At 64.7% G+C, this 16,832-nt stretch carries 24 protein-coding genes and 1 tRNA gene; 18 read left to right on the top strand and 7 right to left on the bottom strand.

Translation table 11 applies throughout. From position 1 onward, the window contains the following. Window positions 1–72 precede the first annotated feature (72 nt). From ACZ5EF_RS10845 to ACZ5EF_RS10775, 15 genes are all read left to right on the top strand, one after another. Window positions 73–414: a hypothetical protein gene (locus tag ACZ5EF_RS10845; protein ID WP_346064097.1), complete on the top strand. Its 342-nt coding sequence runs from the start codon at window positions 73–75 to the stop codon at window positions 412–414. A 66-nt stretch (window positions 415–480) separates the two neighbouring features. Then, a complete protein-coding gene (locus tag ACZ5EF_RS10840) occupies window positions 481–969 on the top strand; it encodes a class I SAM-dependent methyltransferase (RefSeq protein WP_346064096.1) in 489 nt (162 codons plus the stop codon). Between the two features lie 385 nt (window positions 970–1,354). Next, window positions 1,355–1,972: an HNH endonuclease signature motif containing protein gene (locus tag ACZ5EF_RS10835; RefSeq protein ID WP_346064050.1), complete on the top strand. Its 618-nt coding sequence runs from the start codon at window positions 1,355–1,357 to the stop codon at window positions 1,970–1,972. After that, a complete protein-coding gene (locus ACZ5EF_RS10830; RefSeq protein ID WP_346064049.1) occupies window positions 1,953–2,198 on the top strand; it encodes a hypothetical protein in 246 nt (81 codons plus the stop codon). Before ACZ5EF_RS10835 ends, ACZ5EF_RS10830 begins: the two co-directional genes overlap by 20 nt. Beyond that, entirely contained in the window at window positions 2,195–2,611 is a 417-nt protein-coding gene (gene dut, locus ACZ5EF_RS10825; protein ID WP_346064048.1) for a dUTP diphosphatase, read from the top strand. Before ACZ5EF_RS10830 ends, dut begins: the two co-directional genes overlap by 4 nt. 9 nt (window positions 2,612–2,620) lie before the next feature. Next, window positions 2,621–3,688 carry a hypothetical protein gene (locus ACZ5EF_RS10820; protein WP_464122053.1) on the top strand — a complete coding sequence of 356 codons (1,068 nt, stop codon included), beginning with the start codon at window positions 2,621–2,623 and terminating at the stop codon, window positions 3,686–3,688. After that, the gene (locus ACZ5EF_RS10815; RefSeq protein WP_346064035.1) at window positions 3,688–3,894 is read left to right on the top strand and encodes a hypothetical protein; all 207 of its coding nucleotides are present in this window, start codon (window positions 3,688–3,690) and stop codon (window positions 3,892–3,894) included. Before ACZ5EF_RS10820 ends, ACZ5EF_RS10815 begins: the two co-directional genes overlap by 1 nt. Window positions 3,895–4,143: 249 nt before the next feature. Then, on the top strand, window positions 4,144–4,512 hold the full coding sequence (locus ACZ5EF_RS10810; protein ID WP_346063548.1) for a phage protein NinX family protein: 369 nt from the start codon (window positions 4,144–4,146) through the stop codon (window positions 4,510–4,512). A 147-nt stretch (window positions 4,513–4,659) separates the two neighbouring features. Then, window positions 4,660–5,010: a hypothetical protein gene (locus ACZ5EF_RS10805; protein WP_346063549.1), complete on the top strand. Its 351-nt coding sequence runs from the start codon at window positions 4,660–4,662 to the stop codon at window positions 5,008–5,010. Next, a complete protein-coding gene (locus tag ACZ5EF_RS10800) occupies window positions 5,007–5,297 on the top strand; it encodes a hypothetical protein (RefSeq protein ID WP_346063550.1) in 291 nt (96 codons plus the stop codon). Before ACZ5EF_RS10805 ends, ACZ5EF_RS10800 begins: the two co-directional genes overlap by 4 nt. Further along, a complete protein-coding gene (locus tag ACZ5EF_RS10795; protein ID WP_346063551.1) occupies window positions 5,294–5,827 on the top strand; it encodes a hypothetical protein in 534 nt (177 codons plus the stop codon). Before ACZ5EF_RS10800 ends, ACZ5EF_RS10795 begins: the two co-directional genes overlap by 4 nt. A gap of 414 nt (window positions 5,828–6,241) precedes the next feature. Next, window positions 6,242–6,586, top strand: coding sequence for a hypothetical protein (locus tag ACZ5EF_RS10790; protein WP_346063553.1), 345 nt, complete (start codon window positions 6,242–6,244; stop codon window positions 6,584–6,586). After that, window positions 6,586–6,885 (top strand): hypothetical protein, encoded by a 300-nt coding sequence (locus ACZ5EF_RS10785; RefSeq protein WP_346063554.1) that lies wholly within the window; start codon window positions 6,586–6,588, stop codon window positions 6,883–6,885. Before ACZ5EF_RS10790 ends, ACZ5EF_RS10785 begins: the two co-directional genes overlap by 1 nt. 98 nt (window positions 6,886–6,983) lie before the next feature. Beyond that, window positions 6,984–7,142 carry a hypothetical protein gene (locus ACZ5EF_RS10780; RefSeq protein ID WP_464122052.1) on the top strand — a complete coding sequence of 53 codons (159 nt, stop codon included), beginning with the start codon at window positions 6,984–6,986 and terminating at the stop codon, window positions 7,140–7,142. 494 nt (window positions 7,143–7,636) lie between these two features. Next, window positions 7,637–8,713, top strand: coding sequence for a tyrosine-type recombinase/integrase (locus tag ACZ5EF_RS10775; protein ID WP_346063556.1), 1,077 nt, complete (start codon window positions 7,637–7,639; stop codon window positions 8,711–8,713). Window positions 8,714–8,730: 17 nt separating this feature from the next. On the opposite strand, the gene ACZ5EF_RS10770 is transcribed toward ACZ5EF_RS10775, so the two are convergent. The 6 genes from ACZ5EF_RS10770 to bioB form a co-directional block, all read right to left on the bottom strand. Continuing rightward, window positions 8,731–8,815 (bottom strand) — tRNA-Leu (locus ACZ5EF_RS10770). Between the two features lie 59 nt (window positions 8,816–8,874). After that, the gene (bioD, locus tag ACZ5EF_RS10765) at window positions 8,875–9,579 is read right to left on the bottom strand and encodes a dethiobiotin synthase (RefSeq protein WP_346063557.1); all 705 of its coding nucleotides are present in this window, start codon (window positions 9,577–9,579) and stop codon (window positions 8,875–8,877) included. An 87-nt stretch (window positions 9,580–9,666) separates the two neighbouring features. After that, the gene (locus ACZ5EF_RS10760; RefSeq protein WP_346063558.1) at window positions 9,667–10,500 is read right to left on the bottom strand and encodes a methyltransferase domain-containing protein; all 834 of its coding nucleotides are present in this window, start codon (window positions 10,498–10,500) and stop codon (window positions 9,667–9,669) included. Further along, complete coding sequence (locus ACZ5EF_RS10755; RefSeq protein ID WP_346063559.1) at window positions 10,497–11,207, bottom strand: alpha/beta fold hydrolase; 711 nt, start codon at window positions 11,205–11,207, stop codon at window positions 10,497–10,499. Before ACZ5EF_RS10755 ends, ACZ5EF_RS10760 begins: the two co-directional genes overlap by 4 nt. Further along, window positions 11,204–12,364, bottom strand: a complete 1,161-nt coding sequence (bioF, locus tag ACZ5EF_RS10750) for an 8-amino-7-oxononanoate synthase (RefSeq protein ID WP_346063560.1) — start codon at window positions 12,362–12,364, stop codon at window positions 11,204–11,206. The genes ACZ5EF_RS10755 and bioF overlap by 4 nt, the downstream gene beginning before the upstream one ends. Next, the gene (gene bioB, locus ACZ5EF_RS10745; protein WP_346063561.1) at window positions 12,364–13,425 is read right to left on the bottom strand and encodes a biotin synthase BioB; all 1,062 of its coding nucleotides are present in this window, start codon (window positions 13,423–13,425) and stop codon (window positions 12,364–12,366) included. Before bioB ends, bioF begins: the two co-directional genes overlap by 1 nt. Window positions 13,426–13,501: 76 nt before the next feature. Between bioB and ACZ5EF_RS10740 the strand changes: the two genes are divergently transcribed. Continuing rightward, complete coding sequence (locus ACZ5EF_RS10740) at window positions 13,502–14,203, top strand: ComF family protein (RefSeq protein WP_346063562.1); 702 nt, start codon at window positions 13,502–13,504, stop codon at window positions 14,201–14,203. 72 nt (window positions 14,204–14,275) lie between these two features. Then, window positions 14,276–15,271: a serine/threonine protein kinase gene (locus tag ACZ5EF_RS10735; protein WP_346063563.1), complete on the top strand. Its 996-nt coding sequence runs from the start codon at window positions 14,276–14,278 to the stop codon at window positions 15,269–15,271. Window positions 15,272–15,355: 84 nt separating this feature from the next. Here ACZ5EF_RS10735 and ACZ5EF_RS10730 read toward each other — a convergent pair whose 3' ends face one another. Continuing rightward, entirely contained in the window at window positions 15,356–15,895 is a 540-nt protein-coding gene (locus ACZ5EF_RS10730) for a hypothetical protein (RefSeq protein WP_346063564.1), read from the bottom strand. Between the two features lie 358 nt (window positions 15,896–16,253). On the opposite strand from ACZ5EF_RS10730, the gene folE reads away from it, so the two are divergent. Next, a complete protein-coding gene (gene folE, locus ACZ5EF_RS10725; protein WP_346063565.1) occupies window positions 16,254–16,811 on the top strand; it encodes a GTP cyclohydrolase I FolE in 558 nt (185 codons plus the stop codon). The last annotated feature ends 21 nt before the right edge of the window (window positions 16,812–16,832 follow it).

Here is a 16,832-nt window from a genome sequence, read left to right as displayed (position 1 = left end):
GCGTACTGTAAACCCTGCCGGTGGAGATAATACGCTCGGGCCGTGAACCCTGTAACTACATGAGTGATAGACATGGATCGTGTTCCTTCATCGACGTTTTACGGCAACATGGGCACCGCTATGGGTGTGCTTCGGGATCATGGATACCCGACCGACGCGCTCAAGCCGCCATCGCTGTTCAACTACCTGCGGAGCGCTCAGCCTCCGCAGACCGGGCAGGAGAATGGCGTGGTCCAGAAGCCCTCCGTTACGGAAGGCGTCAAAGTGGAGCTGAGCCGGGATTCGGTGGAAATCAGCGTTGGCCCGGAACTGGCCAAGAGCCTGAAATCCGCCGACCTCGGCAAGCTGTTTGAATCGCTGTACAACACCCCGCAGGTCAAGAGTGCGCTGGCGAGGATCAATCAAGCCGCATAGCTTGCGACCCACACATATAGGAGGAGGCCGCCCAAGGGTGGCCTTTTTCGTGCCCAGGAGAAACACATGGAGCGAATCCTAGACCCCTGCTGCGGCCCGCGGTCTATGTGGTTTGACCGAGAGCACCCCAATACCATTTTCGGCGACATCCGAAGCGAGACAATCACGGTTACTGATCGCAGCCATGGCCGGCAGGACGGCAAGCGCACACTCCGCATCGAACCTGACGAGCTGATTGACTTCCGAGATCTTCCTTTTGAAGACAACACCTTCCGTCTCGTCGCCTTTGATCCTCCTCACCTGGAGCGTGCCGGACCCAGGAGTTGGATGGCAGCACGATACGGAAAACTTAGCGACGACTGGCGAGAAGACCTGCGCAAAGGTTTCAGCGAGTGCTTCCGCGTTTTGGAGCCGGAGGGCGTCCTTGTATTTAAGTGGAATGAAACGCAAGTGAAGCTACGCGAGGTTCTGTCGCTAACCCCGATCAAGCCTCTGTTCGGCCAAGTCTCTGGGCGAGGAGGGCTTACCCACTGGTTGGTATTCATGAAGCCGTAGGGAGGAAACTATGCCATACACCAAGCCACAAGAGCGCCTGGTGCGCTCCATGAAAGCAGGCCAGAAGGTTCAATATCTGATCGGGGGGGGTGGAGGCTCATGGATGGAACAGCAGTCCATCCGCGCACCGTTCAGTCACTAGCGCGGCGCGGAGAGATCGAGCCCGCGGGAAAGGATCTGCTCGGCGATAGGGTCGTCTGCTACCAGCTATCTCCCCGCGAGGAGGCCACATGAACACCAGCCTAGCCGCCACCATGCGCATGATCGCCCACGTTGAGGACATAGACCGCGCTGTCGATGCCTGGCGGCGTGGGGAGATTACCTGTTTGCGCCTGGCACTGTTGGTCAACGAATGGAGCGGCCAGTCGCCGCTGAGGGAGGCCCCATGCGAAACCACGGCAAGCCCTGGTCGCCAGAGGACGACGCCGACCTAGAGCGACTGTATCCGCACAACGAAAACCGAGTGCTGGAGAGGATATTCGGAAGGCCAGGGCAGGCCATAACATCGAGAGCCCATAAATTGCAGTTGCGCAAAGCGCCGGATTACACGCCGCCGCGTCGCGGATGCTTCGAGAAAGGGCAAGCCCCGTGGAACAAGGGCAAGTCACATAGCCCGGCAGGCAGCGAGAAGGGGAGATTCAAGCCCGGACAAAAGCCGCCTACTTGGGTGCCAATCGGCACGGAGCGCGTCAACAAGGACGGCATCCTGGAGCGCAAAACCCAAGGCGCGGAACACCCCAAGGACAACTGGCGTAGCGTGCATTCCCTGATTTGGGAGGAGCATCACGGCCCGATTCCTGACGGCTATCTAGTGAGATTCAAGGACGGCAACCGTCAGAACATCACCATCGACAACCTGGAGCTGGTCAGCCGCGCCGAGAACATGGAGCGAAATAGTTATCACCGATACGGGCCTGAGATTGCCCAGCTATATCAGCTCAAGGGCGTACTGACTCGCAAGATGAACCAGAGGAGGCGGGAAATTGAAAACCAAGATCACTGACCTCAGAGAACATCTGTTTGCTCAGCTTGAGCGGCTGGGCGATGAATCGCTGGACGAAGACGGCATCAAGCGCGAGGTGGAGCGGGGTAAAGCCATCCAGGGCGTGGCCGGCGCGATCATCGACAGCGCACGAGTGGAGGTTGATTACCTCCGAAACACCGGGCAGAGCAAAGGCACTGATTTCTTGCCTCACGACGGCATCAAGCGAATACAGGGGGACTCATGATCCAGTTCAAGCGCCTGGCCGATGACGCCAGGCTGCCTGTCAGGGCGACTGAGGGTAGCGCCGGCTTTGACCTGTACTGCACCATCCGAGCCGACATTGCTCCCGGCCACCGCATGCTACTACCCACCGGCATCGCCGCCGCACTCCCACCTGGCACTTGCGGTCAGATATGGCCGCGCTCGGGTATCGCCGTGCATCACGGCATAGATCGATTGGCCGGCCTAATCGACGCCGATTTTCGCGGAGAAATCCAGGTCAGCCTGGTGAACCACGGCCACGAAACAGTATCAATCCGCCCCGGTGATCGCATCGCACAGCTAGTCGTCACGCCCTATCTCGCCGAGGCCGTGGAGGTCGAGGAACTGGATGAGACATGGCGAGCGGAAGGGGCGTTTGGATCAACGGGGGTATAGGAGATGGGTATGAGCCAAGACGCACTGACAAAACTGGCAATGGAACTGGCGGCATGGCCTTCCGACGGGCGGGAAAAGGTGACCCCGCAAGGCAGGGTTAACGAGAAAATGTGGCTCCAACGCCGCGCTGAGCTCATCAACAAGCCGTCGTGGGATGATGCGCCGGAGTGGGCCGAGTGGTTGGCGCAAGACGAAGACGGATCATGGTGGTTCTTCAATGGGCGACCAAAACTTGCCGCTGACTTTTGGTATCACGGAGATCACAAAGAAGATCCCCGGTTCGGGAAAAAGGCTCTCAATGGAGGGCTACCCGCCGGCCACGACTGGCGCCAAACGCTGGAGCGGCGGCCCACTGAATCAAAGGAGAGCGGCGTGATGTATGCGATCCACGGGCGGACGAAAGAGCACCGGCCATACAGGGATGCAGCCTTTCGACCGGAAGGGTACGAGCACGTCTGGGAGATCGTCCAGGCCGACGCCGACGGCTGGATTCCGTGGGAGGGTGGGGAGTGTCCTTTGCCTAGCGGCCAGTGGGTAGAAGTGAGGTATCGCATCGGGGCGTGTCGAAAAGGCTTTGCCGGTAATTGGTCGCCGGGATGGTGGAGCGCTCCTGGCGACATCGCTGGCCCCGATGACATCATCGCCTACCGCCCCATCCTCGACGAGTCCAGCGAGCCAGAGACGCCAGACAACAGTTGTGCATGTGGAGGCCGAGGCATGTGCCCCGAGTGCCTAGAGCCCGAGGCGGTGGAGTGGGATGGAGAGGGCCTGCCTCCGATAGGGGTGCCTATCGAATCGAAGCACAAGGGTGCTACGCCAGAATGGGCGAACCCTGACTTCCACGAGACAACCATCGTGGCTATGGGAAAGCAGATAGCTATCTTCACCCACCCCGGCAGCGACCTAGAGACGGTGGGTCGTATCGAGGACTACGATTTCCGCCCTATCCGCAGCGAGGAGGATCGTGCCGTCGAGGCGATGCTCGAAGAGTTGGCACCGTCGATGAAAACAGATGGAGTGCAGGTAGTGTGCCGCGCCCTCTATCGAGCTGGCTACCGGAAGCAGGAGGTGGAGTGATGGGCATCAAGAATATGAGCTACACGACATGCGAGCAGGTTCTCTGTTTGCGAGAAGCTGCCATCCGCATGGAAAAGCAGCGCGACCTGCTAGCCGAGGCTCTCCGCAAAATCGCCTCTTGCGAAAGCATGGTTGATGGCGATGTTGTGAGCGTGGCCCGCGCAGCCCTTGCCGCCGCAGATGGCGATGGAGGAGGCGATGGCTAGATTCGACCCCATCACCACGCCCTTGACAGGATGCGTTCTCACCGAGGCAAACCAACTAGCGGCCCTGAGCACATTGCCAGGGCCGTTTTCGTTGCCAGAGTTGGCCGCGGCCATCTGCCGGCAATTGCCGCTGCGCTATAGCACGCAGTCCGGGCGATTGGCCGAGGCTGCGCTACATCACTGGCACCATCGCGGGATTGTAGATCATGCGGGGTTGCGTGATGGGCTGCCGTTATATCGGAGGTCGAGATGATCATCAAGACGTGTGAGTTGGAGGGCCTAGCACTTGATTGGGCGATAGCAGGCTTGGTTCACGCCGAAAAATGGCGTCACGAGAAATACGAAGGCGGGCTAATGGCATCCATGCATGGCTATAGGCCCTCCACTGACTGGAGCCAGGGCGGGCCCCTGATTGAAAAATACAAGATCACCTTGTTTCAGGTGAACGGCCCTTCCGCCATCTCGAATGATGACACCGGTGAGGTTGATTATGATGGACGAGACATGCGAGGCGGGGAGGGGGAAACAATCCTCATCGCCGCAATGCGCGCAATCGTCGCGTCAGAGCTGGGCTACGAAGTGGACGTGCCCGACGAGATAGCCAGAAGCGGAGGTTGAGATGAGCGATTACTACTGCCCGAATTGCCAAGACAAGTGGAATCACTGCTACAACCTGGACGGCCGTTGTGTGACGTGCGGCGCTCTTATCCTGGCGGCAGAGGAATGGCGCCGGGACCGGCCCGAGCCGGCAGAGGAGGACGAATCATGCCAATCAGCGACGACCTAGCGCAGCTACAGCCGCTGCTGTCACGCGGCTATGACTGCCGGCTATCGCCATCGGTAGCACAGGAGATTGCCAGTATCGTATCCGACCATCACGGAAATCGTGAGGATCTGCTGTCCGCGCTCAGGCTAATCGACCAGGTGGCGAAGGCGGCAGGTGATGCCAAGGGAGAGATGATGCCGGCAGAGCTAATCAGCCATGTCCGTCAGGTGCACGCCTGGGCGGAGTTTGCGCAGCGATTAATGGAGGCCATCGCCCGGGATGGGTTGGGTCCGGAGACACGTAAGGCACTGGAGAGTGCGCCGGTTGATGTGAGGGAGGTGGAGTTATGACCAAGCCTCAACCCGCAGAAACCCTGCGCAGGCTCAGCGAGCTATGGGGCGTCTCACCCATCACCCTGGTACGCCGCGCCCGGCTACATGGCCTGGACATTCCCGAGGAACTGGCCGGCCTGCGCCCCGCCGAGTATTACGCCGATTATTGGTGCCATACCGGCACAATCCGTGATCTGTGCGAGGCCGCTGGCGTGAACATCGAGGACTACTACCTGGCCAAGCGGCGCAAGCCACATTTGGCCAAAGACGAGATCCTCGACCATCTGACACTGGAGGGCGTATGACTACGGATGCATTTGATCTGCTGGAACAGCGGAATATCGAGTTGGAGGCGGAGAAGGAGTCACTGTTGCTGGAGTTGGCGCACACCCAGGGCGAGCGAGACGCCGCAATCAGGCGGGCGCAGGTGGCGGAGGATGAGAGGGATGCGTTGGCGGCGCATGTGGAGAGGCTCCACTCATTCATTGAACACGCCCCCGCCGGCACAGGGGTATGTATGTGTGGATCTCCGATGGCAGAACACCCGCACGATAATCATTCACCATGTGATGAGTGGGACCATTACGGCGCCATCCTCTTGAGTGATTCGCCCACCACCTCCCTTGCTCGCCTCAAGGCGCAGTGGCAGGCCGAGGCGTTGGAATTGGTGTCGGTAGAGCCCGTATTCAGAGGGCTCCCCAGGCATCATTTGCGAGAGCGCGCGAGCGGAATTCGACGCCAAGCCGAGGAGCCTAGAGAGCAACAAATCGAGCAAGTATCTACGGGGCACGCCAAAAGTGAACTGACGCAAGAACAGTGGGATAAAGGGAGGTAAGTGATGACGACCGAATCGGACTATAGCAAAGAGTGCATTTCTCTTGTTTACGCCAGACACATGCGCCGCCAAGCCGAGGCCGCCAAGGCCGGGGAATGCCGCTGCACCTTTGCCCAGAAAACCGTAGGCGATGGATGCGCGGCGTGTAATCCAGAGCTGCCGAGTAACTGGGAGGTGGATTATGTACACCCCGGACCTGATTGGTAGCGGACAATTCGGCGTCTGTGCCAATTGCGGCCTGGGGCCTACGCCAGAGGGCCACGATGGATGCCTCGGTACGCTGCCGGGAGATGCCGTCATGAATGCCTGTTGTGGCCATGGAGATGATCGCCAGGCGTATATCCAGTATTGGGATGGCGGGCGGATTGCTGGGCCCGAGGCTGTCAATGAACAGAAGCGGATGAAGGAGGAGGCATGAGCGAGAAAAGAGAGGCTGGGTGGTATTGGTGCAAGGACAGTTATGGCGATGACCTGCCGCTCTATTGGTGCGGAGAGCGCTGGTTGACTAGCGACGACTACAGCTGCGATAGCGCGTATTTAAAGCGGGTGCTGGAGGTTGGCCCCCGCATCCCCACCCCAGACGAACCCTGGCAGACCGTGCCGATGGAGCCTGATCTAGCCATGCAAAAGGCCTATTTCGAGTCCATCGACAGACACATGCAGAGAGTGCAAACAGATCTGAGATTTGGTCGATTCGACAATCAGCGATTGGCCTACCGCGCCATGCTATCCGCCGCACCGAAGCCGGGAGGTGAGTGATGCAGAATTTCAACTTCCCCAAAGGGGTGCACGTCAACCGCGTGCGACTGGCCACCAATGAGTACGCCAATCCCGATGGCTCATGGCGCCGCGTTGATCAAATCGAGGTGCACATGATGGATATGTGGCTGCGGAAGAGCATCACTTGCGCGCGGGATGAGTATCTCGCGCAACGGCTGGCCGATGAAGCAGGAGTGGAGCTGGAGAACTACCTAGAGGGCGACAACGCCCCGCCGCCACTGACTCCCGAGGAGCAAGAGGAGTTTGCTGAGAGTTTGCGACCATTCATCGACGAATAATCGCCCGCCCCGAGCGGGCTTCTTTTTGCCTGGAGGATGCTATGGGCGAGCCAGTCAGAGACCTCAAGTCGTGCCCATTCTGCGGAACTAATGCGCCGATGCCGGAGCTGGACGAGCAGCAGGGATTCAAGTGGGGCGCCATCGTCTGCGGATGCTGTGGCGCCAAAGGTCCGGAGGTGCGGACGCGCTACGTGATGGATGTCGAGTTCGTCGCGGATGCCAGCAAGGCGTGGAATGAGCGGATGATGGGAGGGTGATGCCATGTTCCTTGATCGGCCAGACGACATCGAGCGGACCCAGCGAGCCGTCGATGCCTACTACCACAAGCACGGCCCTTGTTGCGCGGGTTGCGACCATTGGGGGTTTTTCAACTCCGTCGTAGGCGAGTGCACGCGCACGGCGCCGGTATCGGGCGAGGAGCGGATGAAGATGCTGGGCATGCGGAGCCTGAGCCAGCCGGCAGAGCCAGGGCATATCGTGACGCGCCGGGATCATGTGTGCGGGGAGTTCGTGGATACGCACGATTGGGAGGGGTCATGAAAGCACTCGTCACATACCACGAGGCCGCTGAGATGCTTAGCGTCTCCCACTGGACCGTGCGTGAGTGGGCCCGTGAGGGGCGGCTGGTAGTTGTGGGGGAGGGTAAGGGGCGCCGGGTCACCATGGGTAGCATCCGTCGCCTGGGGCAGCTTGACGCCGAGGCACTAGAGCACAATGCTCACGGTGCGCCCGGCGTGTCAAAGGAGAGGACATGCCACACAAGCGATCAGGCTCACCGTACTGGTGGGCGAGTTACACGGAGCGCGGCAAAAGAGTTAGACGCTCTACTGGCACGACCGACATAGCAGAGGCCAAGGCGCTTGAGTCTCAGTGGCGGGCCCAGGCCCACCGCGAGCAGCACTGGGACGTCAAGGCGCCGCGAACATTCGAGGAGGTGATGGTGGAGTACCTGCGCGGGTCGTCACACCTGCGCAGCATCGAGACGCTCAAGATGCAGGTAGGCATCCTGAGAGGGTTCTTTGGAGGGAGAGAGGTCGGCGGGATCACTGGGCAGGACATCAAGGCGTATATCAGGCATCGCCGAGAGGTAGGGCGGGCCAATGCGACGATCAACCGGGAACTGGCCGCGCTGTCGTCGGCTATCAACTACTGCAACCGGGAATGGGAGTGGGGGCTACCCAATCCGGTCAAAGGGAGGTTGCTGCGAGAGCCCCACCACCGCGAGCGGTATCTGACCCGGGCAGAGGTGGGGAGGCTGATCACGGAGGCGCGCAAGCTACGCTCCGGAGACCTGCTGGGCGACTTCATTGAGTTGGCCGTCCACACAGGCTGCCGGCGGGGCGAGCTGTTGGGCCTGGAGTGGTCGCGGGTCACCCTGGAGCGTGGCCGGGAGACGATCACGCTCAATGCCAGGCACACCAAGTCGGGCAAACCGCGGCAGGTGCCGATGAACAGCACGGCAGTGGGTGCGATCCGGCGGCGTGCGGCATGGCGTGCTGAGTGCGCACCGGAATCACCGTGGGTCTTTACCCGGCCAGGAGGCGGCCAGGTGAAGTCCCTCCGCAATGGATTCGAGAGGGCGGCGGGCAAGGCTGGCCTCGACGATCTGCGGATACACGACCTGAGACATACGGCAGCATCATGGCTGGTGACCGATGGCGTACCGCTGGAGGTGGTCAAGGAGCTGCTCGGGCACTCCAGCATAACGATGACCGAGCGCTATGCCCATTTAGCACCGCATCGTGTGCGCGAGGCGGTCAATCGGCTAAGTCACAATCTGGTCACATCCGATAATCAAGTGCGTCGACTGAAAGGCGCGAGGAGGTAAAAACATAGGAAAATCAATGGTGCGGATGGGGAGACTTGAACTCCCACGCCCGAAGGCACCAGAACCTAAATCTGGCGTGTCTACCAATTCCACCACATCCGCAGGGTGAACGGAGCCCAATGGCTCGTCGACAGGGCCCCATATTCTAGGTGAATAGTGCCTCAAGTCAAGGTGTTATTGGCCTCGCCGGGGAGCCGCAGATGGGCCGCGGCGGCCGTCGCCAGGGCCTGGGGCGAGCCCTTCCCCAGGGGCGGCACCACCCCCAGGCAAGGCTCGGGCAGGTGCCGGCGCAGGCAGGCCAGGTTGGCCGCCTGTTCCGCCATATCGGCATCGATGCCGTTGGCCACCCAGCCGGCCAGGGTCAGGCCGTCGGCGCGGATCGCCTCGGCGCTGAGTCGGGCATGATTGATGGCGCCCAGCTTGAGTCCCACCACCAGGATCACCGGCAGCGCCAATCGGCCAGCCAGGCCGGCCAGGTCTTCCCGGTTGTTGAGGGGCACCCGCCAGCCCCCGGCCCCCTCCACCAGGATCAGGTCCCGGGGCAGCGCCAGGCTCGGTGCCAGGGTGTCCACCAGGCCGGCCAGGCTCAGGCGGTCGCCGGCCCGCTCGGCGGCCAGGTGGGGGGCGATGGCGGGGGCATACGCATGGGGGTTGATGGTGGCGTAGTCCATGGCCGGGGCGCTGAAGGCCTGCAGGGCCAGGGCATCGGCGTTGCGCAGGCCCTGTGGGGTCGTCTCACAGCCGGAGGCCGCCGGCTTGAGGCCCAGGGTGGTGAGGCCGGCGTTTCTCGCCCGGGCCAGCAGGCCCGAGGCCACCAGGGTCTTGCCGGCATCGGTATCGGTTCCGGTAATAAAATAAGCGCTCATTGTCGGCTCACTTATCGAGGATCAGGGACAGGCGTTGAGGTTCTGGACGGTTCGGTCGGCGCGGGCGGTGCATCGGCGCTGGTTGACTCACTTATCGAGAATCAGGGTCAGGCGCTGGTAGCTGACCGGCAGGCCGGCGGGTTCGCGCAGGGCCTCGAAACGGGCCCGGGCACGCTCCAGGTCGGCGCGGCCCAGGCGCGGCGCGTCGTTGTCCGGGGCCACCTGGGCACCGACTCCCTTGATGGAGGCCATCACCGCGGCCAGGTCCGGGTAGAAGAAGCGTTCCCGGGCGCTCTCCAGACGCACCGCGCCGAAGCCCGCTCGTCGCGCCGCCGCCTCCAGGCGTTCGGCATCGACGAAGTCGAGCAGGGCGGCGGGGCGGCCGGGACGCGACCAGGCCGTGGCCACCTCGGCCAGGGTGCCGGGGCCCAGGGTGTTGATCAGGGCGCGGCCGCCGGGGCCCAGCACCCGATGCGCCTCGGCGAGCACCGCCGCCGGATCGGGGCACCACTGGATCGCCAGGTTGGAAAACAGCAGGTCCAGGGCGTTATCGGCCAGCGGCAGGGCCGCGGCATCGCCGCGTACCCAGGCGATGGCTTCCGTGTGCCGGCGCCGGGCCTCCGTCAGCATGGCCGGGGCCAGGTCGAGGCCGACCACCCGGGCCATGGGATAGTGGCGGGCCAGGCGGGCGCTCCAGTGGCCGGGGCCGCAGCCCAGGTCGAGGACAGTCTCGGCTTGAGCCGGCAGGTGGGCCCAGAGACGCTCGCCCAGGGCGGCCTGGGCCGCGGCGCGCCGGCAGTAGTGAGGGGCGGCGCGGCCGAAGGCCTGGGCCACCCGGCGCCGCCAGGCCCGGGGCTCGGCCTGTGGGCAGTCGGCCTGGGCATGGCCGTGGGTCGGGACGCCGAGGGTGGCCTGCGTCATGCCAGTCGCTCCCCCGATAGTTCCTCGAGCAGTGCCTCGAGGTGCCTGGCCAGGGCCGCCGGGCGACTCAACTGGGGGCAGTGTCCCGCCTCCTCGAGCAGCGTCTCGTCCGGCTGTGCGGCGGGTAGCAGCGGATCCCGGGCGCCGCGCAGCCGCCGGATGGGGCAGGGGGGGGCGGCGAGTATCGCACCGATATCCAACTGGGCCAGCTGTGCCAGGCCGGCCTCCAGGGTGGCGAGGGAGGCGGGGGGTGTCTCGCCCAGCAGGTCGCGGAGTCGCACATGCGCCTGGCGCGGGGCCGGTTCGCCACCCAGCTGATGGCGCAGGAAGTGGCGCCAGGTGGCGTGCGGATCTCGGGCGAAGGCGCGCCGGAAGCCGGCGAGCTCCTCCGGCGACACCGGCCCCAGGGTAAAGCGCGGGGCACAGCCGAGCAGCACCAGGCCCCGGGGCGGAGGCAGGTGCTCCAGCAGCGCGGCGGCCAAGAGGCCGCCCAGGGACCAGCCCACCCAGAGTGCCTCGCCGGGCAGGGCCGGGGTCATGGCCGCGGCAAGCTTATCGAGGGCGTCGGGGGTGGCCAGGGGGGCGGCATCGCCATAGCCGGGCCAGTCCGGCGTGGAGACCTCCACCCCGGCGGACCAGTGGGGGGCCAGGGGGTCCCAGATACGGGCGTCGCAGCCCCAGCCGGAGAGCAGCACCAGGCGACTCACGGAAGCGGCTCCGGGTCGGCGGCGAGCAGCTCGGCGAGGCGTTCCAGCAGCTCATCGATATCTTCCCGGCGGTGGCCGCTGGAGAGGGTGATGCGCAGCCGCCCCTGGCCCTGGGGCACGGTGGGCGGGCGGATGGCGCCGACCATGAAACCCGTTTCCCGCAACGCCAGGCTCCAGCGCATCACTCGGGCGCTATCGCCCAGCAGCAGGGGCTGGATGGGGGTCGGCGAGGCGAGCAGCGGCAGCTTCAGCTCGGCGGCCCGGGCGCGGAAGTGGTCGAGATGCTCATGCAGTCGCCGACGGCGCTCCGGCTCCATCTCGAGGATGTCCAGGGCACGCAGGGTCGCCATGGCCATTCCGGGGGGCTGGGCGGTGGTGTAGATATAGGGGCGGGCGAACTGGATTAGGGTATCGATCAAGAGGTCATCGCCGGCCACGAAGGCGCCGGCGGTGCCCAGGGCCTTGCCCAGGGTGCCCACCAGTACCGGCACCTGCTCGGCATCGAAGCGCCGCCCCACGCAGCCATCGCCATGCTCACCGAGGACGCCCAAGCCATGGGCGTCATCGATCATCAGCCAGGCGTCGTGGCGGGCGCAGACCGTCGCCAGGCCGTCGATATCCGCCATGTCGCCATCCATGCTGAAGACGCCGTCGCTGACCACCAGGCGTGGCCCGGTCTCCTCGGCTCGCCCGAGCAGGCGCTCCAGGTCCTCCAGATCGCGGTGGTGGAAGCGCCGGCTGTGGGCCCCGGCCAGTCGTGCCCCGTCCAGCAGGGAGGCGTGGTTGAGGCGATCCTGGAAGAGATGGGTCTGGCGGTCGCAGAGTGCCTGGAGGGTGCCGAAATTGGCCATATAGCCGGTGGAGAAGAGCAGCGCCCGGGGGCGGCCGGTGAGATCGGCGAGGCGCTCCTCCAGCAGTTGATGGGGCAGCAGGTGACCATTGACCAGGTGCGAGGCCCCGGCGCCGGCACCGAAGCAGCGGGCGCCCTGAGACTGGGCCTCGGCCAGCCGCGGATCCCGGGCCAGGCCCAGGTAGTCGTTGCTGGCGAAGTCGCGCACCCGGCTGCCCGGGGCCGGGGTCATGGTAAGTCGCTCGCGCCATAGCCCCGCCTCGCGCTGGCGGGCGAGGCGGGCCGAGAGTCGCTGCCGCCAGACCATCAGGCCACCGTGGCGTCGTAGTAGAGGCCGGCGCTGGCCTGGCGTTGCATGGCGCTTGCCAGGGTCGCGGCCTGCTGACGGTCGTCGGCACAGGTCTCACGCTGCTCCGGGTGCAGGCCGAGGCGAGCGAAGAGGCGCTTGTCCCGAGCCGCCTCGGGGTTCTCGGTGGTCAGCAGGCGTTCGCCATAGAAGATCGAGTTGGCGCCGGCCAGGAAGGCCAGGGCCTGGGTGCTGTCGTCCATCTGTTCGCGTCCTGCGGAGAGCCGCACATGGCTTCTTGGCATCAGGATACGCGCCACGGCGATGGCACGCACGAATTCGATGGGATCCAGGTCGTCGACGTCCTCCAGGGGCGTGCCGGGTACCTTGACCAGCATATTGATCGGCACCGATTCCGGGTGCGGATCGAGGCGCGCCAGCTGCTGGAGCAGGGCGGCCCTGTCGCGCCCCGACTCGCCCATGCCGAGGATGCCGCCGGAGCAGATCTTCATGCCGGCCTCGCGCACATGGCCCAGGGTCTCCAGGCGATCGGCATAGCTGCGGGTGGTGATGATCTCGCCGTAGTACTCCGGGGAGGTGTCCAGGTTGTGGTTGTAGTAGTCGAGGCCGGCCTCGGCCAGGCGCCGGGCCTGGGCGTCGTCGACCATGCCCAGGGTCATGCAGGTCTCCAGGCCCAGGGCCTTGACCCGCTTGACCATCTCCAGCACCACCACCAGGTCCTTCTCCCGCGGGCTGCGCCAGGCCGCGCCCATGCAGAAGCGGCTGGCGCCGGCGGCCTTGGCGGCCTCGGCCTGGGCCACTACCTTCTCGATCTCCAGCAGCTTCTCCTTGTCCAGCCCGGTGGTGTAGTGGCCCGATTGGGGGCAATACTTGCAGTCCTCGGGGCAGGCGCCGGTCTTGATGGAGAGCAGGGTGGAGACCTGCACCGCATTGGGATCGAAGTGGCTGCGGTGGACCTGCTGGGCCTGGAACAGCAGGTCATTGAAGGGCAGGGCGAAGAGCGCTTCGATCTCGTCCACCGACCAGTCGTGGCGGGGCGGGGTGGGGCTGGCTAGAGTCATGGTAGGGCTCGCGGCTGACTTGGTTAACTATATGAATCACTTTGAGTTGACCACGATGATAGGGCGTGGCCACGCCTTGTCAACTTCGATTATTCCCTGGGTTGACCGGGTGCTGCGTCATGCCCTGCCGGGACGCTGTGCCTTCTGCCTGGGCCCGGCCGGCCGCCAGGCGCCCTGGTGTCACGACTGCCTGCTGGCCTTGCCCTGGAACCTGCCGGCCTGTCCGCGCTGCGGCGAGCCCCAGCCGGGGCAGGGGCTTGGCAGGCCCTGTGGCGCCTGCCTGCGGCGCGCTCCCGCCTTCGATCTGACCCGGGCGCCGCTGCGTTATGAGGGCGAGGTGAGCGGTCTGATCCGGGCCTTCAAGTTCCATGCCTCACCCCGGGCCGGCAGCGTGCTGCTGGAGCTGTTCTGGCGTAGCCTGTCGACCCCGCCGGTGGAAGCGCTGGTGGCGGTGCCCCTGCATGACCGGCGAGCCCGGCAGCGGGGCTTCAACCAGGCCCAGTGGCTGGCCAGGCGCCTGGCGGCACGCCTCGACCTGCCGTTGATCGAGGCGGGGCGGGTGCGCGACACCCTGAGCCAGCGGGGCCTCGACCGTCCGGCACGCCGGGCCAACCTGCGCCGGGCCTTCCGGGTCGAGGCGAGGCTGCCGGCGCGGATCGCCCTGGTGGATGATGTGATGACCACCGGGGCGACCCTGGATGCCCTGGCGATGGCCTGTCGCCAGGCCGGTGCCGAGGTGATCGAGGCCTGGACCCTGGCGCGGACGCCTTTGCAATAAGCGGCCATAGGCGTTCCCGGGACTGCTATGATGCCCACACTCGCCACGCATTGGATCAGCACAGGACGCGCCATGACCTCGGATCCCCATCCTTTCGAATTCCTCTCGCCGGCTCGGGTGGTCGAGGCGGTGGAGTCCCTGGGCTTCTGGCTGCCCGGTGAGCCCTTCGCCCTGAACAGCTACGAGAACCGGGTCTTTCAGCTGCATGACGAGGAACGCCGCCGCTGGGTGGTGAAGTTCTACCGCCCTCAGCGCTGGTCGGATGCGGCGATCCAGGAGGAGCACGACTTCCTGGCCGAGCTGCAGGCCGCGGAGGTGCCGGTGGCCGCCCCCTGGCGCGATGCCCAGGGCATCAGCCTGCATCGCCATCAAGGCTTTCGTTTCGCGCTCTTCCCGCAGTTGCCGGGAGGTGCCCCGGAGCTCGACAACCCGGACCATCTGTTCGCCCTGGGGGAACTGATCGGGCGCCTGCATGCGGTAGGCCGGCGCAGCGAGTTCGTCCACCGGCGACGGCTCGACCCCGGGCCCCTGGCCGAGGAGAGCCGCGGCATCGTGCTGGACGGGCCCTGGCTCAATGCCCGCCAGCGCCGCGCCTATGAGCGCATCAGCGGCGAACTGGCGACGACCATCCTGGAGCAGACCTGGCCCGCCGAGGCGATGATTCGCGCCCACGGCGACTGTCACCTGGGCAATATGCTCGGGCGTGACGGGGACTTCGCCCTGGTCGACTTCGACGACTGCCTGATGGCCCCGGCGGTGCAGGACCTATGGATGCTGCTCAGTGCCCAGCACGAGCAGGAGTGGCAGATGCAGCTCTCGGAGCTGCTCGAGGGCTATGAGCAGGCCTGTGATTTCGATCGGCGCCAACTGCGCTGGATCGAGGCGCTGCGTGGCCTGCGCCTGATGCGTCATAGTGCCTGGCTGGTGGCGCGTTGGGAGGACCCGGCCTTCCCGCGGGTCTTCCCTTGGGTCGCCGAGGCGGGCTACTGGGATCAGCATATCCGCGATCTGGAGCAGCAGTGCCTGGCCTTGACGAACAAGCCGCGTTGGCTGGCGGGGCCGGGCTGACGCCGGGCCGTTCGCTGCGAACGCCAGAGGCCCAGCCGCGTCGGCTGGGCCTCTGGTTCAACGGGCCGTGGTCGAGCGGCCGGCTCAGGGGGCGTCGGTGCTCTCTGCCTGGCGGCGCTCCTCGTTGATCCGCGCCGAGGGGTTGTCCTTGGGTTCCAGGGTCAGGTCGCCGCCCAGTCGCATGACAAAGGCCCGGGAGGGCTCCAGGAGGGCCTCGCGGCACTCGGCGTCAACGCAGGCATCCAGGCCGAAGCGGCCGTCGGCATCGTAGGCGGTGGCGGACATCTCGCCGCTGAAGATCTCGCTCTCGCTGCCGTCGGTGGCGATGCAGGTCAGGGTGCGGGCCGAGACCCGCAGTCGGTCGCCATCCAGCAGGCCGTCGGCGGTGATCAGGCAGTGGGAGGGCAGGGCGGCATCGCCGGCGGCGTCGCTCACCGGACGCAGCAGCATGTCGCTATGGCGCGGCGTCTCTGCGCTGAAGGTGGTGGCTTCGATCACGGCGACCTCGATGATCGCCTCATCGGGGAGATGCAGGGTGTCGGCCTGGGCGATCCCGGTACTCAGGCCGGCGGTCAGCAACAGGCCGGAGAGCAGGGAGGTGAGCCGAAGGGAGCGGTGTGCCATGGCGGGACTCTCGATAGCAAGCAATAGCAGGCAATAACCAAAAGCGGGAAATAAGGCGTGATTCCAGGGCCGTATGCTAGCACAGCTCGATGCCGGGCCGCAGGGCGGTGGGACCTGCGTGACATTATGCCACGCCGTCTTGCCAGGCGCTCGAAAGGCCTTGCCGCGGCGCGGGAAGACCTGCGGTGCGGGCGCCCATGCGCTAGAATCCCCTCTTTGTCCGAGCCAGGCTCGGCAATATGCCACGGCGCTGGCGTCTGTCGTCTCGAGTCAGCTCGCCAGGGTAGACATTTTGTTGTACAAAACATGTACCGGCTGCAATAATTTGTAGCAATTTATTCGACAAGTGGGCCACACCATGACCGAAGCACTCGCCGAACACTACCGCCAGATCATCCTGGGCCTCGGGGAGGATCCCGAGCGAGAGGGGCTGCGCGATACTCCCAAGCGTGCCGCCAAGGCGATGCAGTTTCTCACCCGGGGTTATGAACAGTCCCTGGAGACCCTGGTCAACGGTGCCGTCTTCGAGTCCGAGACCGACGAGATGGTGCTGATCAAGGATATCGAGCTCTACTCCCTGTGCGAGCACCATCTGCTGCCCTTTATCGGCAAGTGCCATATCGCCTACCTGCCCAACGGCAAGGTGCTGGGTCTCTCCAAGTTTGCGCGCATCGTCGACATGTATGCCCGGCGCATGCAGATCCAGGAGAACCTGACCCGGCAGATTGCCGAAGCGGTGCAGCAGGTGACCCAGGCCCGCGGCGTGGCCGTGGTCATCGAGGCCAAGCATATGTGCATGATGATGCGCGGCGTGGAGAAGCAGAATTCGAGCATGACCAGCTCGGTGATGCTGGGGGCCTTCCGCGAGAACGCCCCGACCCGCCAGGAGTTCCTGACCCTGATCAACAGTCGCTGAATACCGTGACGCCGGAGCCTA

The organism is Bisbaumannia salifodinae (assembly GCF_055388505.1).
Note: the sequence above shows the minus strand (reverse complement) of the source record. Positions and strands in the feature narration are given on the sequence as shown.

Excerpts from the sequence above, each read along its gene's own strand:
- ACZ5EF_RS10845 (WP_346064097.1), top strand. The coding sequence starts at position 73 with ATGGATCGTGTTCCTTCATCGACGTTTTACGGCAACATGGGCACCGCT.
- ACZ5EF_RS10840 (WP_346064096.1), top strand. The coding sequence starts at position 481 with ATGGAGCGAATCCTAGACCCCTGCTGCGGCCCGCGGTCTATGTGGTTT.
- ACZ5EF_RS10835 (WP_346064050.1), top strand. The coding sequence starts at position 1,355 with ATGCGAAACCACGGCAAGCCCTGGTCGCCAGAGGACGACGCCGACCTA.
- dut (WP_346064048.1), top strand. The coding sequence starts at position 2,195 with ATGATCCAGTTCAAGCGCCTGGCCGATGACGCCAGGCTGCCTGTCAGG.
- ACZ5EF_RS10820 (WP_464122053.1), top strand. The coding sequence starts at position 2,621 with ATGAGCCAAGACGCACTGACAAAACTGGCAATGGAACTGGCGGCATGG.
- ACZ5EF_RS10815 (WP_346064035.1), top strand. The coding sequence starts at position 3,688 with ATGGGCATCAAGAATATGAGCTACACGACATGCGAGCAGGTTCTCTGT.
- ACZ5EF_RS10810 (WP_346063548.1), top strand. The coding sequence starts at position 4,144 with ATGATCATCAAGACGTGTGAGTTGGAGGGCCTAGCACTTGATTGGGCG.
- ACZ5EF_RS10805 (WP_346063549.1), top strand. The coding sequence starts at position 4,660 with ATGCCAATCAGCGACGACCTAGCGCAGCTACAGCCGCTGCTGTCACGC.
- ACZ5EF_RS10800 (WP_346063550.1), top strand. The coding sequence starts at position 5,007 with ATGACCAAGCCTCAACCCGCAGAAACCCTGCGCAGGCTCAGCGAGCTA.
- ACZ5EF_RS10795 (WP_346063551.1), top strand. The coding sequence starts at position 5,294 with ATGACTACGGATGCATTTGATCTGCTGGAACAGCGGAATATCGAGTTG.
- ACZ5EF_RS10790 (WP_346063553.1), top strand. The coding sequence starts at position 6,242 with ATGAGCGAGAAAAGAGAGGCTGGGTGGTATTGGTGCAAGGACAGTTAT.
- ACZ5EF_RS10785 (WP_346063554.1), top strand. The coding sequence starts at position 6,586 with ATGCAGAATTTCAACTTCCCCAAAGGGGTGCACGTCAACCGCGTGCGA.
- ACZ5EF_RS10780 (WP_464122052.1), top strand. The coding sequence starts at position 6,984 with ATGCCGGAGCTGGACGAGCAGCAGGGATTCAAGTGGGGCGCCATCGTC.
- ACZ5EF_RS10775 (WP_346063556.1), top strand. The coding sequence starts at position 7,637 with ATGCCACACAAGCGATCAGGCTCACCGTACTGGTGGGCGAGTTACACG.
- bioD (WP_346063557.1), bottom strand. The coding sequence starts at position 9,579 with ATGAGCGCTTATTTTATTACCGGAACCGATACCGATGCCGGCAAGACC.
- ACZ5EF_RS10760 (WP_346063558.1), bottom strand. The coding sequence starts at position 10,500 with ATGACGCAGGCCACCCTCGGCGTCCCGACCCACGGCCATGCCCAGGCC.
- bioF (WP_346063560.1), bottom strand. The coding sequence starts at position 12,364 with ATGGTCTGGCGGCAGCGACTCTCGGCCCGCCTCGCCCGCCAGCGCGAG.
- bioB (WP_346063561.1), bottom strand. The coding sequence starts at position 13,425 with ATGACTCTAGCCAGCCCCACCCCGCCCCGCCACGACTGGTCGGTGGAC.
- ACZ5EF_RS10735 (WP_346063563.1), top strand. The coding sequence starts at position 14,276 with ATGACCTCGGATCCCCATCCTTTCGAATTCCTCTCGCCGGCTCGGGTG.
- ACZ5EF_RS10730 (WP_346063564.1), bottom strand. The coding sequence starts at position 15,895 with ATGGCACACCGCTCCCTTCGGCTCACCTCCCTGCTCTCCGGCCTGTTG.
- folE (WP_346063565.1), top strand. The coding sequence starts at position 16,254 with ATGACCGAAGCACTCGCCGAACACTACCGCCAGATCATCCTGGGCCTC.